The sequence below is a fragment of the Abiotrophia sp. HMSC24B09 genome (assembly GCF_001815865.1).
Taxonomy (GTDB): Bacteria; Bacillota; Bacilli; order Lactobacillales; family Aerococcaceae; genus Abiotrophia.
In genome coordinates this window covers 454844-471523 of record NZ_KV822195.1, presented here as the reverse complement: position 1 = coordinate 471523, position 16680 = coordinate 454844, and the positions used below count along the sequence as shown (strand labels likewise).

Annotated in this window: 17 protein-coding genes; 1 reads left to right on the top strand and 16 read right to left on the bottom strand. The window is 42.9% G+C overall.

The window, feature by feature from the left end; all coding sequences use genetic code 11:
• Positions 1–4: 4 nt before the first annotated feature.
• The 8 genes from HMPREF3093_RS03370 to HMPREF3093_RS03335 all read right to left on the bottom strand — a co-directional run bounded on the left by HMPREF3093_RS03370 (position 5) and on the right by HMPREF3093_RS03335 (position 7547).
• Entirely contained in the window at positions 5–1774 is a 1770-nt protein-coding gene (locus HMPREF3093_RS03370; RefSeq protein ID WP_070755596.1) for a glycerophosphoryl diester phosphodiesterase membrane domain-containing protein, read from the bottom strand.
• A gap of 135 nt (positions 1775–1909) precedes the next feature.
• A complete protein-coding gene (locus tag HMPREF3093_RS03365) occupies positions 1910–2251 on the bottom strand; it encodes a zinc ribbon domain-containing protein YjdM (protein ID WP_035364310.1) in 342 nt (113 codons plus the stop codon).
• 70 nt (positions 2252–2321) lie between these two features.
• The gene (gene traF / locus HMPREF3093_RS03360; RefSeq protein WP_070755595.1) at positions 2322–2678 is read right to left on the bottom strand and encodes a DUF6568 family protein; all 357 of its coding nucleotides are present in this window, start codon (positions 2676–2678) and stop codon (positions 2322–2324) included.
• Between the two features lie 70 nt (positions 2679–2748).
• Complete coding sequence (locus HMPREF3093_RS03355) at positions 2749–4458, bottom strand: hypothetical protein (RefSeq protein ID WP_070755594.1); 1710 nt, start codon at positions 4456–4458, stop codon at positions 2749–2751.
• Between the two features lie 117 nt (positions 4459–4575).
• Positions 4576–5685, bottom strand: coding sequence for a CapA family protein (locus HMPREF3093_RS03350; protein WP_180363254.1), 1110 nt, complete (start codon positions 5683–5685; stop codon positions 4576–4578).
• 83 nt (positions 5686–5768) lie between these two features.
• Positions 5769–6440, bottom strand: coding sequence for a thermonuclease family protein (locus HMPREF3093_RS03345; protein ID WP_083316256.1), 672 nt, complete (start codon positions 6438–6440; stop codon positions 5769–5771).
• Between the two features lie 8 nt (positions 6441–6448).
• A complete protein-coding gene (locus HMPREF3093_RS03340; RefSeq protein WP_070755592.1) occupies positions 6449–7012 on the bottom strand; it encodes a GNAT family N-acetyltransferase in 564 nt (187 codons plus the stop codon).
• A gap of 70 nt (positions 7013–7082) precedes the next feature.
• Complete coding sequence (locus HMPREF3093_RS03335) at positions 7083–7547, bottom strand: PTS sugar transporter subunit IIB (RefSeq protein WP_070755591.1); 465 nt, start codon at positions 7545–7547, stop codon at positions 7083–7085.
• 201 nt (positions 7548–7748) lie between these two features.
• On the opposite strand from HMPREF3093_RS03335, the gene HMPREF3093_RS03330 reads away from it, so the two are divergent.
• On the top strand, positions 7749–8912 hold the full coding sequence (locus HMPREF3093_RS03330; RefSeq protein WP_070755590.1) for an AraC family transcriptional regulator: 1164 nt from the start codon (positions 7749–7751) through the stop codon (positions 8910–8912).
• A 45-nt stretch (positions 8913–8957) separates the two neighbouring features.
• On the opposite strand, the gene nrdH is transcribed toward HMPREF3093_RS03330, so the two are convergent.
• The 8 genes from nrdH to HMPREF3093_RS03290 all read right to left on the bottom strand — a co-directional run bounded on the left by nrdH (position 8958) and on the right by HMPREF3093_RS03290 (position 16644).
• Positions 8958–9185 carry a glutaredoxin-like protein NrdH gene (gene nrdH, locus HMPREF3093_RS03325; protein WP_070755589.1) on the bottom strand — a complete coding sequence of 76 codons (228 nt, stop codon included), beginning with the start codon at positions 9183–9185 and terminating at the stop codon, positions 8958–8960.
• 187 nt (positions 9186–9372) lie between these two features.
• A complete protein-coding gene (locus HMPREF3093_RS03320) occupies positions 9373–10212 on the bottom strand; it encodes an LD-carboxypeptidase (protein ID WP_070755588.1) in 840 nt (279 codons plus the stop codon).
• 15 nt (positions 10213–10227) lie between these two features.
• Positions 10228–11019, bottom strand: coding sequence for an ABC transporter ATP-binding protein (locus HMPREF3093_RS03315; protein WP_070755587.1), 792 nt, complete (start codon positions 11017–11019; stop codon positions 10228–10230).
• Positions 11020–11031: 12 nt separating this feature from the next.
• A complete protein-coding gene (locus HMPREF3093_RS03310) occupies positions 11032–11907 on the bottom strand; it encodes an ABC transporter permease (RefSeq protein WP_070755586.1) in 876 nt (291 codons plus the stop codon).
• A gap of 7 nt (positions 11908–11914) precedes the next feature.
• On the bottom strand, positions 11915–12895 hold the full coding sequence (locus HMPREF3093_RS03305; protein WP_070755585.1) for an ABC transporter substrate-binding protein: 981 nt from the start codon (positions 12893–12895) through the stop codon (positions 11915–11917).
• A 345-nt stretch (positions 12896–13240) separates the two neighbouring features.
• Entirely contained in the window at positions 13241–14941 is a 1701-nt protein-coding gene (locus HMPREF3093_RS03300) for an Rqc2 family fibronectin-binding protein (protein WP_070755584.1), read from the bottom strand.
• A 75-nt stretch (positions 14942–15016) separates the two neighbouring features.
• Positions 15017–15691, bottom strand: coding sequence for a TlpA family protein disulfide reductase (locus tag HMPREF3093_RS03295; protein WP_070755583.1), 675 nt, complete (start codon positions 15689–15691; stop codon positions 15017–15019).
• A gap of 23 nt (positions 15692–15714) precedes the next feature.
• On the bottom strand, positions 15715–16644 hold the full coding sequence (locus HMPREF3093_RS03290; RefSeq protein WP_070755582.1) for a manganese-dependent inorganic pyrophosphatase: 930 nt from the start codon (positions 16642–16644) through the stop codon (positions 15715–15717).
• Positions 16645–16680 lie beyond the last annotated feature (36 nt).

Here is a 16680-nt window from a genome sequence, read left to right as displayed (position 1 = left end):
TCTTTCAGAACTGTGGCGCCATAAGTTGTCCTACACGTTCGAAGTAAGTTTGATTGTCTGAGATGCCGTATTGGATTTCCTTGAGTGTTTCCAATTTGTCGGTAATAATACCATCAACAGGTCGATAGAGAAAGCTTTGGATTTCCTCTTCATCATTAATGGTCCAGACATAGATTTCTTTGCCCTCTTTATGAGCTTGATTGGCTAGCTCACTAGTATAGGAGAATGCCTCTAAGACATAGAAATCAACCTCATTTTTGGCAAAAGCACCAAATTGCAATGGAATCACATAGCCAGTTCTAATATCAGAATTGAGAGACTCAATGGCGTCAATAACTTCATGATTGAGAGACATGACTGGATAGCGGTTAGTAATACCTAGTTCTTGGAGTTTATCAACGATCAGTTGAGCATAATTATCTGGCTCCTTGCCATGGGGTTTGAGCTCAATTAGAAGATCAATATCTAGCTCCTGAGCTCGCTTAACAAATTCCTCAAAGGATGGCAGCTGACTTTGATAGTCTCCCTGACTGAGCGTCAGTCCCACTAATTCATCATAAGTCATATCCCAAACTTCTCTATTCATGCCCGCTAAACGCTGTAAGTTGCTGTCGTGCATAACAACCAGCCTTTGATCCTTAGTCATTTGGACATCTAGTTCTACCATGGTGGCGCCATTTTCAGCGGCTGCTTCAAGAGATTGGATGGTATTTTCTACGCCCTTTTCTACATAGCCGCGGTGGCCAATAATGGCTTGCTGAGTTTGATAGGTTTGGCCAGCTAGTAAAAAGGCATTCTCCCCTATTTTGAAGAATATGAGACTGAAGACTAGTAGGAAGATGCGTCGACGGTGGCGACGATGACTCGGCTCAATTAAGAGCAGCGAATTGGTCACTTCAGGCGCCACTACCTGATCCACTAAAATGATTAAGGTACCGACTTTGGATAGGATAATCACCGTGAAGGCAATAAACTTAAGAATTGACAAGAGCAGCGCTTGGACTATAAAACTATTACCGGATGGATCAAAGGCCATGGCCGCTTCTATAAATACGCTAATCAAGCCTACACTAATTAAACCCAGGACAAAACCGAAAATAGCGAAAGTCAATAAAAGTTTCCACTTCTTAACTTGAGTCATTCGCCAACTTTCCCTTAGCGATATGACAAAACTTTGGTCCTTAATCATCATAAGGGGCATAGCGTAAATCAAGCGAAGGTTGAGATAGAAGAGCAGAATCGCTAGGAGCACCACAAGGATTGTCCCCTGCCAAGTTTTAAGAAACTCACCTGTGATGAAATCAGGTATCCTGAGGCCATTGGTCAGTGAAGACTGCATGACTAGGCCGGATATGGGAATCGTGATGGCGATATAGCCAAGAAAATAGAAGAAGCTCAGCCCAAATAAATGGCGCAAACGGCCTAGTGCTTGGCGAATGACCGCTCCGTAGGAGATTTCCTTTTTAAGTTGGCGAGCATAAATGACGTAAATCAAAACCGACAACTCAATAAAAAAGAGGGCTGCAAAGCAGAGCGCAAAGAGAAGAAAAGCTAATAGACTATCTGGCTGCCTCATTAGGTAAGAAATATTATTTAAATCCAAATGAGTCTGATTGCCCAAGAGAAGGGCTAGACGGAAAATCAATTTTAGAAGGTAACCACCTAGGTAGCTAATGGTAATTTGGAGAATAGCTGCAATCGTGACAAAACTCAACAAATGACGAAATAAAAGCAAGAACAATTGTTTCAATGAGTGTCGCATGGTCTGCTGCATATTCTTCCCTCCTCTCCATGATTCCTTATGCACTTCCTATTGTAACCTAGAATCAGCCTAAACCCATCAGTCCACAGGCCGATTTAATCGGCAAAAAACCCGTTCTTGACGTAAGAACGGGTCCTAAGACGCTAGTTATTTCTTGACGTAAATTGATTTGAGATAAAGGCTACCAATGCCATCAATCTTACATGCAATGTCGTGACCATCAACAGGCTCATCAATTAAACGGATGTTTTTAGCCTTAGTCCCTTGTTTAATCGTTGTCGTCGCATTCAACTTAAGGTCCTTAATGACCGTGACACTGTCACCATTCTCAAGTTGATTGCCATTAGCATCGCGAATAATCCCAGCTTCAGCACGAGCCACTTCGTCTTCCTGGGTCCATTCATGGGCACACATTGGGCAGACAAAGAGCTGGCCATCTTCGTAGGTATATTCAGAATCACATTGCGGGCAATTTGGTAATTTAGACATCTTCTTCCTCCTTTTTGCTTAGTCTCAGTATAGCAGAATCAGCTAAGAGGAATCAAGAATATTTTAGTAACTAGCGCTTAACAAAGGCTAGAATCTCTTCTGGGCTTAGGGAGCTGTCACACTTAACATGAACCCCTTCTTTGTCTGAAAAGAGGAAACCTGGCACAGTTGGAACTTGCCATTGATCGCGTAATTGTTGCACTTGGCTCAGAGTTTCTGGATTTTGAGAGTGCAGATAAGCCACTTTTAAGCCAGCTTCTTGTGCCAATGGGCTAAGTTTAGCCACAAAACGGCGGCAGTATGGGCAGCTTTCACGGCCAATAAAGAGGATGCCACCATCTTTGGCGTCCATCAATGCCTTGGCTTCTTCAGGGCTGACAGCTTGGAATACTTTGACTTGTTCTAGGTAGTTTGCTACTTCATTCATGAATTAATCACTCCTTTGCATTTTACCCTTTTATTATACGATTTTTCCGGCCTATCACAAAATGCTTTGCTTAGTCAAAATGAATGTCTTTGAGTTTCTTGCGTTCACGGTAACGCCGGTAGAGATAGATTGCTACAATAACAGCTGCTAAGCCACAAAGCGCCAAGGCTAATGTCATGTAAAAGGCTTGCTCGCCTGTATCAGGTAATTTGACACTGCCCTTGCCCTTCTCTTGACTGCTCTCATTGGCTTGATCTGAATTGGCTTTTGCTTTGGCTTCCTTTTTAGATTGGCCAGACGTGCTTTGATGCTTGGACTTACTCTGATGATGCGAGTTCTTAGCTTGCCGTTTATTGAGTCGTTCCTTAAGTCGCTTTAGAGTCTCGGGATTATTATCCGCTGACGATTCAGAGCTAGACTCTGTCTGGTTTTGACTCGAGCTTGAAGTTTCTTGATGCCCTTGACTGCTAGAGTCTCTTGTCTGTCTATCTTGGTCGGACGGTGTCCAATCTCTAGTAGAATGATGATGGTTGCTATCACCCAACTCACTATTTGAACTGTTAGTCTCAGGATCCTCTGACATCAAATCCGGTACCGTCAGGAAGCTTTCCTCCTCTTCTTCAACTACTTGCCACTTTTGATTAGTCTCATTATAATTCACCAAATGTAATTGATAACGATCGACCAGGGCTTGCAATTTTCCTTGGGCTTCAGGACCATAGTGGTGGGCATTAAGATAGTCGGCTAAACCTTGTTTAAGGGCTTGAAAAACCTCTTTGTTAATGGATATCAGATAACGATACTGGCCGATTTTGAGTTGGTAGACCTGATCGAACTTTGCTTGCAAAGTCGCCTTATCACCTGATTGGTAGTAGTGACGCAGGGCTAGATTAGCCAAAATTTCTACGTCAAAGAGCGATAGTTCCTGCGCATACTGATAATAGGTCTCCCCTTCTGGCGACAGTTGCAAGTCCTGTTTGCCCTCCAATAGCTTGTTAACCTCGTCCATATTGCTAGTTTCCGGTGAAAATAGCGTCTCAATTTCTTGGTACTTAAGCTTTTGATAGGCTAAGGGTACAATCTGCTTGAGCACTTGATTGACCTCAACCAAATAGTCAGCCAAGGTCTCACTAGCAGGATTGAGTGGTAGACTGTCGGCACTGAGATAGTGACTAGAGTAAGGATAAAGCAAACAGGCATTAAGTGCCGTCTTGTTGGATTTGGATTGTTCCAATTGGTCTTCTTTATGGTGGTGATCATAATCCAAATTGGCCATCTCTGATTTGATTTGCTCTAGGGCGGCCTGCTTTTCTTGTTGCTCAGTCTGGGCACTCGTTAAGGCTTCTTGCAGACTAGCCACTTGAGGCTGATTGGCTAAAGCTGCGGCCTGCTGGTCTTCACTAGCTTGAGCTAATTCAGGATTTTCTTTTACTAAGGCTTGATAAGCACTATCTAGGGCTTGATCTAACTGGTCGTGTAGGGATTTAATTTTATCGTCTAAGCTAGCTAGCTCAGCTTGTACTTGCTTGGCTTGCTCTTCTAGGCTGGCTAGACTAGCTTCTTGCTCCCGCATCTGACTAGCTAAGTCCTGGGAACTGCTAGTGTCGTTTGCATCTGCTTGGGTCATTTGTCGAATAAGGCTGACACAAGTTGGGGCCTCAACTGGTATCTTATTAACAGACTGAGATAAAACATAGGCTGATTGTGCCCCCACCTGACTAGCCACCATGACAACTAGTATGGAGCCAGTTGTCAAGATGCCCTTAAATTTTACTTTCATACTACTCCCCTCCTTCTTATATAAATACCCAAAATAGGCTAAATATATCCGAAAAATCACCATAAAAAAAGAAAAGCCCATCCCATCAGGCTTTTCTTTTATATAAAATATGTATGATTAATCCAGGTAGTCAACGACTTGAACCTTGTTAGTAAAGCGCGTCATACGCTGACGGATTTCGTCCATAAGGGCTTGTCCATTGGCAATATTGTATTTCTGCCAGTCAGCCAGTGGCACAACCAGGTATTCATTAGACTCTGGTAGGCCAATATTATAAGTTGGCATAAAACGCATGCTATCCAGAATAACCTTACCATCATTTAGCTTACGGTAGGTAAATTCTGTGATCCCCCCTACCTTGGTTGCTGTCTCATATTGACCAGTCAGGAAGTTACCATGTGAGAAGAGTCCCGCTTGAGATTCATTATAGTAGATAAAAGGCTCTAAAACGTGTGGATGACCACCTAAAACGAAGTTAGCACCAGCATCACGAGCCATTTGATGAGTAGCTATTTGGTCTGCCGTCGGCATGGTCTCATACTCTTCACCATTTTGAATAATAACTACGGAAACATCGACCTTGCTATTCAAGTCTTTAATCTCAAGTGGAATGAGCTGCTTGTCAATCAGTGTTGCCAGATACTGTTGATTCTGAGGGCGCTCCAAGCCATTGAGGCCATAAGCATAGGCCAGAAAACCAACCTTAATGCCGTTTCGTTCAATGATGCGAGGCGTATTATAGTCCTCCCAGCTCTCATAAGAACCCACGTACATCATGTCCCTTTGTTTGAGGGCTTTAATGGAAGCTAATACCCCTTGTGCCCCCATATCCATGGTATGGTTGGACACATTGTTGACGATATCTACCCCAACATTTTTAAGGGTGTCAACAATCTGTGACGGTGCATTGAAGAAGGGATAGGTCCCTAAGCCAACAGACTCCCCTGCTACAATGGTTTCCATATTAGCGACGGTAATATCGGCATTTTCTAAATAGGATTTGACTGGCGCTAACATGCTATCAAAATTATAACCATTGACAGTTCGCGCCCGTTCATAGACAAAGTCATGCAAGAGAATATCGCCAATAACACGCACGCGGACTGTTGAGCCCTCATGGCTCGACTCACTGCTTTGGCCTACGGACTGCATGGCTGACTCATTTTTATCAATGGTCATTTGAGCATGAACCAATGACAGAGGCGTCCATAAAGTCAATAGACTCATAACTAAAAGAAGTTTGCACTTCAACTTGAATTTGATTACTTGCTGGGCTTGCTTATTTATTAGCTGCATAGGCGATTCCTCTCTTATTCTTGGATAGTAAATTTCCCCTTATCATTGACGTAGTTGGGGATGGACCAGATACCCTTTTTGGCATTCTTAGCTTGCTTTTGGGCCTGTCTCAGGGTCTTTTCTTGACTGTTGTTAGGAGGATTGACATAGGAAACTGAAGCCAAACCTTCCTTGACTAATTCTAGGGAAACTAATTTGTCATCGGCATAGACATAGGCAAGCGCCCGGTCATAATCATCGGCATAAGGCCCCTTGTCGAACTCAAGGCTGACCTGCTTAGCATTGGTCAGTAATTCTTGGTTGCGATGGGCCGCATCTTTACCATATGGCTGAGGCTTGAGACCTTCCTTAACCGATTCTGGCGTATCAATCATCAGATAACGGGTCCGAAATTCGTGGCCATTTAATGAAAGAACGACCGTATCCCCATCTACAATGCGAACAAAGTTAACTGGTATTTTCTGGCCTTTTGGTAGGACTTGATAGTTGGTCCCAGTAAAAGCCTTGATATCAATCTGCTCACTAGTAGAGCCTGAATTTTGCGCTCGTTGGCTAGACTCAGGGTTGTGATTCTTGTCCTTAGGGCTATCCTGGCCACCCGGACGGAAATACCAGATTAGCACCAGAATTAAGAGACCAATGACTAAGCGAATCCAATCTTTAGCTGTGTAGTCTTTAAAGTTCATACATCCTCCTAGGGGCTTACGATTTTTTGCATATGGTGGTAGTCATGGCCTGAGAAAGTGACTCGGTCTCTGACCTCAAAGCCCAAGCGACGGTAAAGGGCCTTGGCTCTGGGATTGACTAAGTCGCAATTAAGGCCCAAAACAGTTCCTGGTTTGTGAATAGTTTCTAGATGCTTGATAAGGGAGCTCGCAATGCCAAATCCTCGAGCTTGAGGAGCTACGACTAGCATATCAATGTACCATTCATCGTCTCGACTTTCACGAGTCAAAGAGAAATCTCCTAACTCTGTGTGATCACCGAAATGTTGCTCTATGAGACGGTCATAAGTGGATTCTAAGTTACCAGGGTAACCTAAGACTAGACCCTGAATCTGGCCTGTATGTCTAGCTTGATAGACCCAACAATTTTGGTAATTATACTTTTGCTTAGTATCTAAGAGATGTTGAATCATAGCCTCTTTAAAAGTCTGAGAATCTAAAGTCACAAATGGTTCAAACTCCATATCCTGCCAGATTATGACCATCAAATCATAGAGAGCAGGCACATCACTGGCCTGGGCTGGGCGTATCATAGGGCACTTCCTAACATTTACAAAAATTGAAAAACAAGCCCAAACCAAGGGCCTGGACTTGTTCTAAAGCTTAAAATACATAGGTTGCTTCTTCGGACGGAATTCGTCTTACTTCAACCTTAGTCCCTGCTTGAGCCTGACTATCCAGCCAATCCATTTCCTCTTGGCTTAAGGAAGTTGAGGCTGCAATATGACGTTTGCCAGGTGACATATCCAAGTTGCCGATATTGATGTATGGGATTTTAACTCCCGCAGCTACCAAGCTACGTAGGTCTTGGATATTCTCAAAAATGAGTAACATTTTTTTGTCTGAAGACAGATTAGGTAGCTTGTCAATGGCTTGTTGTAAGGTGTAGTAGCGTGTATGGTAGTCATCTGGAACAGCCATATCTAGCAAGCCTTGTTGTACCTTGTTTTGTGCAACCGCATCGTTGACGACAATGATTGTATTGATTTCGAGTTTACTGCACCATCGAACTGAAATCTGGCCATGAATGAGTCGATTATCAACTCTGGCCATTTCGATTGTTGGCATTGAGATTTCCTTCCTCTCATGACTAAATACTTTCTACAAACAATAGTATAATGCTATTTAAGGCTAGATACAACTGTATTGATGGAATCTTAGACATTTTTAATTTATCCTTTTTAACTTTCAGGACATTTTTAGTGATTATTATCCAAAATTGAGGTATACTAAAAAGGTAAATATGTTATAAATATTAGGGGTGATCCCATGTACATTAAGACATCCGCTTTTGCTCATGCTGACTATTTTGATACCCTCACTAATTTTGAATTTGATAGTCATAAGCATACAAAAAAAGCCCTCACCATCAATCGCCAGAAGTCAGATAGTTTTCTGAAATTTCCTGATACTGTTACGATCACCGCTCACAGTGGTATTGCGCTGATCATTATGACCCACAATCCCTATCTAGTGGACACTTACCAAGAGTTTGTTTTGCAAGGCTCGATTGAGTTACATGCTAATATTTGCTTTAACATCTTATCTATTACAGATGAATGTAGCATTCTTTTAGAACCCCGCTTTAACCATCGTCCAGAATTAGTGGCTGCTAAGCAAGCCCTTAAAGTCAGAGACTTTGTAGAAGAAATCAAAATTGAAAAAGTCTATGGTTTCTTCTATCAAGTCAAGACTGCTCCTTACCGTTTCGTCAACGATCAACATGACTACTTTGAAATGACCATTGTTGACCAAGGTGAACTTGTTCATGAAGTAGAAGGCCTGAAGCATGTTGCCAAGCGGCATGATTGCATGCTCTATTATCCTAATCAGCGACACAGCCAAATGGTTAAGAAAGAAGGCGTATCTACCTATCTATCCATTATGTTCCAAGCAAGTGGTATTAGCCCCGAACTTAAAAATAAAATTGTACATCTCAGCAATCACTACACCCAAGTTATCGAAAAAATGGTAGAATTATCTAATCGTCCCAGTGCACCCTTTTACGCTGATGAAATGATTACACTCTTCAAATCGGTCATTATCCAGATGCTTAAGAGTGATCAAGCCTTCTATGATGAACCAAGTACTTCTATGCGAGAAAATTACGAGAACGAACTCTTCCAGTCCATTGTCGATTATCTACATCATCATGTGGAAGCTGAGAATCAGGTAAATGATTTGGTTAATCACTTCAGTTTATCGCGCTCAACCCTACAGTTGTTATTTAAGAAATATGCCAACACGACACCTAAAAACTATATCAACCAACTTCGCCTAAAGCGTAGTAAGCTTCTAATCAAAGAATCTAAATTAACCCTATCTGAGATTGCTGAAACCTTGGGATACGGGTCCCTACAGTACTTTTCACGAGTCTTCACCCAAGAATACGGCATGAGTCCTTCACACTATGCAAAGCAACTTCTAAAATAAAAGAGCCCGGTTTACTCTATAAGGCGTAAACCGGGTTTTTTCTTTTTATGCTAATTGTTCAAGCATATCTGGACGGAAACCAAAAAATGGTTCAACACCGTCCGCTACGACAACAGGTAGCGATTGGAAGCCTAGAGCTTGTACACGAGCTAGGGCATCGCTATCTTGCATAACGTCTACAGCTGTATATTCCAGATTGTGCTGATCTAAGAAACGCTTAGTAAAATCACACTGCATACAGTTTGGTTTTGAGTATACCGTTATTTTCTTCATCGTTCGAATCCCTCCTTCGAATTTACTTTACTATCATACCCTGTTTCGAAGGAAAAGGCAATCTATATATAGTAAAAATTTTTGGTTTAACAAATTTTACCTACTACATATAGTGCCACTTCACGAACGTTAAGTTACTTCTCTCTAGCCAAAGTTCACTATTTTTCAGATGAGTTTTCTGTCTTTTTTAGTTTTCCGGAAGAGTTGCATCACTAATACTATGATAAATAAAGGGCGCAAGGGGGAAACGATGCCCCAAATAGAAATTTTCAGTGATGGCTGTCTCCGTCAAACTACTAAGATAGTCCACTAAAATTGGTCGCTGTCCCTTATCGTCTAATTCATTGAATTGTCCCAGACAAATTTCGCTTAAATTATCTAAAGTAATTAACTGACTAAGCTGGACTAGCATGGACTGAATTCGCTCTAAGGAACCCGAACTAGCTTCTAGGTATAAGCGACGCCCTACTATATCTTGTGGCCAGAAACTAGTGCCAGCTAGTTTGAGAAAACAACGAATGTTTCCGCCAAAAGCTCCCAAATCGTTTTCAGGCTTATTTTGCAAGAAAGCCTCAAATTTAGCACGCGAAGTAGGATCTAAGACCAAGGCCATGGGAAAGAAATTCACCGGTATAATCATGTCATGAGCCAAACAGGCATTAAGAATCACACTATTATCACTGTAACCCATATAGTAGACGGGCTTTTGACGATTTAGCTGCTGGAAGAATTTTTGCGGTAAGGCTGCTAAGGTTTGATTAGCCAGGTCTCCACCTGTCAAATCCATTATCCAGTCGACCTCAGAATCAGCTAAGGCCTTTGCCAAATAGTCTGCCCTAAGCTCGGCTGGACAGTGACCACCCGTTTCCTGATTTAGCCAAATACTAGGCTTAATCGTAACCTTGGCACCATATTGACTGGTCAGGAGCTTCACCAAAGCATCCAGATTATCTTGAGCTTGAGTGGTCTTGGTCTTGCCATTTGAGCACCCTAGTAGCACGACATGGCTAGCTTGTAAAAGTGTCATATGCGACTCCTTTCATTACAATGGCGCTTGGGCTTCAGCTTCAATCAAGTCTTCCAGATGGCGATAAAGGACAGGAGCCGACAAGTTCTTGACTTCATCCTGGTCATAGATATGCTGAATCTGCCCCTTATGCATAAGCAAAATACGGTCGCAATATTCAATGGCATCTGGCAACTGGTGAGTAATCATGAGCGCCGTCAGCCCTTCTTTCTTAATCAGGTCAGAGGTCATTTGCATAACCTGACGAGAAGTACGCGGATCTAAAGCGGCAGTATGCTCATCTAAGAGTAAGAGTTCTGGTCTTTTAAGTGTTGCCATGATTAAAGCAATAGCTTGGCGTTGGCCACCAGACAGGGCTTCAATCGGCACATTTAAGCGATCTTCCAATTCCAAATGGAACTGACTCAATAAATTTCTCATGGCCTCATAGTTATCCCTAGTAAGTGATCGCTTAAAGCCAGGTTTTTGGCCCCGTCTAGAGGCCAACATAAGATTTTCAAAGACCGTCATACGTGGGGCGGTCCCCATGCGCGGATCCTGGAAAATGCGGCTAATGAGGGCTGCATTCTTGCTTTCAGCTTGGTTACTAATAACTTGCCCATTTAGTAGAATACTGCCTGAGGTCACAGGCGTATGGCCAGTCAAGCAGTTGAGCAAGGTAGATTTCCCTGCCCCGTTAGTTCCAATAATCCCCAGAATTTCACCCTTTTGGACTTGGAAAGAAATATCACTTAGTACCTGTAAGGGACTATCCTGCATACGATAGAAGGTCTTGCTAATAGATTGTACATCCAGTTGTATGGTCATTATCCTATCCTCCTATCTTAATTTTTTAGCTTGAATTTTCTTACGCATAGCTGGCAAAGCCAAGAAGATGGCTAAAACTAAAGCAGATATCAAGCGGAAGTCAGATGGCAAGAAGCCTAGCTTGAGTACGGCCACCAAGAGCAAGCGATATAGGACAGAACCCAAAACAATGGCACCAAGGCGCATGGTGAGGGTCAGCTGCTTGAAGAGCATCTCCCCAATAATAATGGAAGAAAGTGCGATAATCACGGTCCCGGTCCCCATGTCCACATCAGCATACCCATTCTGTTGGGCAATCAACGCTCCACTCATCGCAATAATTCCGTTGGAAGCCATGAGGGCTAAGCATTTCATTAACTTAACCGAGATCCCTAAACTATGAGCCATGACTTCATTATCGCCGGAGGCAACCATTGATTGGCCCAAATCAGTCTTAAAGAAGTAGCCCAGCAATAGAATAACAATCAAGGTCAGAATAATACCCACCAGGAAAATTCGAATGGTAGAATCTGCTAATAGGTTAGTTAATAAATCATAGAGAGTCTTAACCTGGCGCAAACTCAAGTTGGCCCGCTCCATAATACGTAGGTTGATAGAATAAAAGGCCGTTAAGGTAATAATTCCCGCTAAGAGAGACGGGATTTCGAAATAGGTCATCAAAAGCCCAGTGACCAAGCCTGTCAGCATCCCTGCCACAAAAGCAGTAATCAGGGACAAGACAGGGTGCAAGCCTAGGGTTAAGGTTTTGACTGCGACTGCCGCCCCAACCGAGAAGGAAGCTTCACTGGTCAGATCGGCAAAGTTCAGAATACGAAAGGTAATGTAGAGCCCAATCCCCATGAGGCTGTAAAGCAACCCCTGAGCGATGGCACTATAATAAATTCCCATATAGAAATTACTCCTTACTTAAGTCCTTAAATTGAGAGCTTAGGTCGCTTGGTAATTTAATGCCTAGCTTCTCTGCTGTTTGTCCGTTATAGACTTTGACTGTTTCTTTGGCAAATTCGATTGGTAAATCAGAAATTTTGGTGCCATCAATAATTTTGAGACCTAAATCTGCTGACTGCTTACCAATATTAGTTTGGCTGATAGCGACTGACAAGAGGGCCCCTTCTTTGACTGCCTTCTCGTAAGTTGGAAGAACTGGAATCTTGGCCTTGTCGGTAACATCTAAAAGAGTGCTAATCGAACTCGCAATGGTGTTATCCGTTGGAATGAAGATGGCTTGGCTCTTGCTTGCCAATTCCTCAGCAACTAAAGCCATATCATTGGTTGAGTCAATGGTCTTAACTTCCACCTTGTAACCTAATTTTTCAGCAATAGCTTTAGCTTTTTCAACTTCAGCTTTAGCATTGTCTTCGCTAGTGGTGTACATCATCCCGATGGTTTTAACATCTAAGTCAAGGGCCTTAAATTGCTTGAAGAGATCTTCTAAAGGTGCAAAGTCACTAACCCCAGTGATATTAGCGTCTGTCTTGTCTAAGGCTGTCACTAATTTGGCGCTGACAGGATCCGTGATACCAGCAAGAACGATTGGGATTTTTGTGGTGGCCTGTTGTAAAGATTGTGCCACTGGAGTGGTGATGGCAAAGATTAAATCCGGCTCTTTAGCTACTACTTCTTCTGAAATGTTATGAAGTAGATTCATATCCCCTTCCGCATTTTGGAAATCAATTTCTAGGTTATCCCCTTCTTTGTAGCCATGGCTAGCAAGGGATTCCTTAATCCCACTGGTAATTTCATCCAAGGATGGATGAGTCACAAGTTGGACGATGGCAACTTTTAATTTGGCAGGTGCTGCATGCGCCACTAGGCCTTGGCCTGCAATAAGAATTAAAGCAAAGAATAGTACGACAAATTTAACTACTTTTTTCATAATAAATCTCCTTTTTTCTGATAAGAATTAGTTAGCAACAAAAAATCCGACGCCAGCTATGCGTCGGATAAGAAGTCCTATCTAAAAACCTCTGGATCATCTACGCATAGTCTTGACTCAGTGTCTATGCAGTAAACAGAGGTGTTAGGCTACATAGATACAGCAGTATGTTAAACTGGGCTGTATCCATTGGAAATGTTCCAAGTCTACAACCTATCTATGCCAGAATTGCCAGTATTTTGTTGCTTGTGTTTGACTTTGAAACATTTGCCTCAACCTTTCATTATTTTATAATCCTAGTTTAACCTTGTTTACAAGCAGTGTCAAGACTAATGTGGAAAATTCTTATTTTTTAACTTCCATGGCTTCGATAAGCTCCGGACTTGGCGTTACACTTAGCGTTTTCTGTCCTTCGTAGATAACATAGCCAGGTTTGGCCCCGTTTGGTTTTCTTAGAAACTTAACCTGTAAATAGTCTACTGGAACATTGGCTGACTGCTGAAATTTAGAATAATAAGCTGCTAGCATAGCCGCTTCTGTCAGGGTTGTATCTGAAGGCTGGTCAGATTCAATAATGACATGTGAACCAGGAATATTCTTAGCATGTAGCCACCAGAAGTTCTTATTGGCCTGTTTAAGGCTGAGCTGATCATTCTGGAGATTATTACGCCCTACTAAGATTCGTGTCCCATCACTTGCTTGATAAAGCCGAGGGCCTAAGCCCTTTTCCTGGCGGCGTTTTTTGAGATTTTGTTGCTTGGCACCCAAGTAGCCTTGCTCCGCTAGTTCTAGGCGAATTTGGGCCACATCCTGAAGGTCAGCCCGACTAAGTTGTACTTGGACAGACTCCAAATAAGCAATTTCTTCTTGTGCAAGCTGCCTTTGGAGTTCGATATGCTTGAGGGCATCGCGGTACTTGGTATAGCGCTTGAAATAAGCTTGGCTATTTTCAATTGCCGTCTTACGCGGGTCCAAGTCAATCTCTATCATTTGGTCATTGTCATAATAATTTGGTAAAGAAACTTGACTCTGCCCCTTTTGGATTTGATAGGCGTAGGCAGAGAGCAATTCACCTTTGATTCGATAGCTTTCTGATTGAGAAGCCACAGCTTGATCTTGATCCAAATTGGCTAGCTTAAGTTGGTTACGCTCAATTAAATGCTGCAAACGCTGGTTTAAATCTCCCGTCATTTGTTTAATACGGTCCAGCCGAACACGCTCTGCATAATAGAAAGCAATCAAGCCTGACAATGACTCATAGGCAGTCCATTGGCCAGCAACAGCTGCCAAAGGCGTCATATAAAAATCAGGTTTGTCGGCCTCTAAGAAATAGGCGCCACCGGCATCCACAGCCTGGCAGAAATCAGCTAGTAGCTTATCCCAACTTGCCCCTTCTTGAACTTGGGCCAAGAAGGATTGACTGGCTAGTCGGCCTAGGCCCTGAATGTGGGCTTGAACCTGACCTGGGCTAGTCGCACTAGCTAATCGCTCAGCTAGTTCTGCTCTATCCACCTGGCTTAGCTTAAACAAGTTAACTTGATGCTCATCTTGTGGTGGCCGACGATAGTCAGCGCCGGGCTGCAACAAACGATAGGAATTTAAGGCCATTGGGACATGCTTAAGACAGTCAATGATACGACCCTGCCCATTAACCAGAATCACATTAGAATGTCGCCCCATTAGTTCAATAATCAAGCGATAGACCTGGCTATCCCCCAACTCATCTCGTCCCGTAAAATGCAGCTCAACAATCCGATCATTCTCAACCTGTTGAATATCTAGTAGAACGGCTTGCTCCAGATGTTTACGCAAGAGCATGCAGAACATTGGCGCGTGTTCAGGGTTAGAAGGACGTTCGTCTGTCAGATGAAGTCGATAGTATTGAGGATGAATGGAGATGAGTAGGCGGAAATTTTGGCGTTGTGATCGAATGACTAGCTGCAGCTCTTGCTCAAAAGGTTGATAGATTTTAGCAACTTTCCCTCCTATCAAGTGAGCACCTAGCTCCTTAACTAAGGCATGAGTCAAAAAACCATCAAAACTCATTCAATCACATCCTTCCTTAAATCTTGAATAAAAGAACAGCGCCCTAGGCACTGTTCTTACTTTTAGTTACTTGAACTACTGCTCAGCCACCATTTGCTCTAGCACCTTGAAGAGTTCTTCGCGAGGAACAGAACCTTGCCCGCGCTTGATAATTTCGCCTTTGGAGTTGAGAATATAGGTTGTTGGTAGGCTGACAGCATTAAAAGCAATTTGGTTCTGACGTTGATCGTCATAATAAATTGGTAAGTCGGTCAGGCCGGCTTCTTTCAGATAGGCTTGCGCCTTCTCTGCTGTTTCGTCCGGATGACTACCGGTTGCATTAATCATAACGAAATTTACTTTATCGCCGTATTGACGGTAGGCTTCTAGAAAATAGGGCATCTCCTCGCGACAAGGTGGACACCAAGAAGCCCAAATATTGATAATAGTTGGTTTGCCAAATTTTGATGACAAAGCAATGGTATTGCCTAGTTCATCTAACAACTTAGTATCAGGGGCAGATGGTCCCTTACGTTCAGGTTTATTTACTCCACGCACAGCTTGACTACTAGAAGTCGCAGAACTAGCAGCCTCACTAGAGGAAGAATCCGCCTTAGCAACTTGTGAGCTGGATTCCTCAGATGAGTTAGTAGACACGGCTACTGAAGCAGGTTCCTGATTCGATTGGTTGGCTAGCCAGATACTAGTCCCAATCACTATTAAACCTAAAACAAGTAATACTGGATAAAGTAATTTCTTAATTTTGTTCATAAAAGCTCCCTTTCGGCAGATAACTAACGGGCTGCGTAGCTATCAGTTAATGGTGGTACAATTTGTTTTTTACGTGATACTACTCCTGGCAGTTCTAGTTGTTGGTCCACCACCTTCTGACCAAAAGCGGCTTCCAAAGCAGATACATCTTGGCCTACAACTAAACCAAAGGAATTGCTATCTAAGACATCTGTCGCAACCAGCAAGAAGAGTTCATAGCCTTTTGCCTCAACTTCCGCTTGCATAGCCTTTAATAAGGCTTCTTTACGAGCCAAGAGATCAGCAAAACCAATGGCATTGACTTGGGCAATCCTTACTTGGTGGCCATTCATGTCAAAGCTCTTAGCATCTAAGTTGAGTAAAGACTCTTCCGATTTGCTTGCTAAGTTAGTCCCCGCCTTCAATAAATCCAAACCATAGACTTGTGCGTCAACACCCGCCAGTTTTGCCAATGCTTGAGCAGCATCCACGTCTTCAGGCGTGCAAGTTGGTGATTTGAAGAGTAAGCTATCAGAGATGATGGCAGACAACATAAGACCGGCAATTTGGGCAGGTATTTCAATTCCTGCTTCGCCAAACATCTTGTAAAGGACAGTAGCAGTACAGCCGATTGGCTCACAACGATAGTACAAAGGCTGTGCAGACTCAAAGCCAATCCGGTGGTGGTCAATGACATAGTCTACTGTTAAATCAGCTAAATCATCGATGGACTGGCTAGCTTCATTATGGTCAACCAAAGCCACATGGGCGCCCGTCCCAGCTGCAGATTCAATCACACGAGGTGCATGAGCCTTGAAGTATTCAAGGGCAAAAGCCGTTTCTTCATTAGGTGTACCTAGTGCCACCGTCTCAGCTTGGTGGCCTTTTTGGTTGAGATAGTAGGCAAAAGCAATAGCAGATGCAATGGTGTCAGTGTCTGGGTTTTTATGTCCGAAAACTAAGTATTGGGTCATGTCAGTGGATCCTCCTATAAGATAATTACTGCCCTT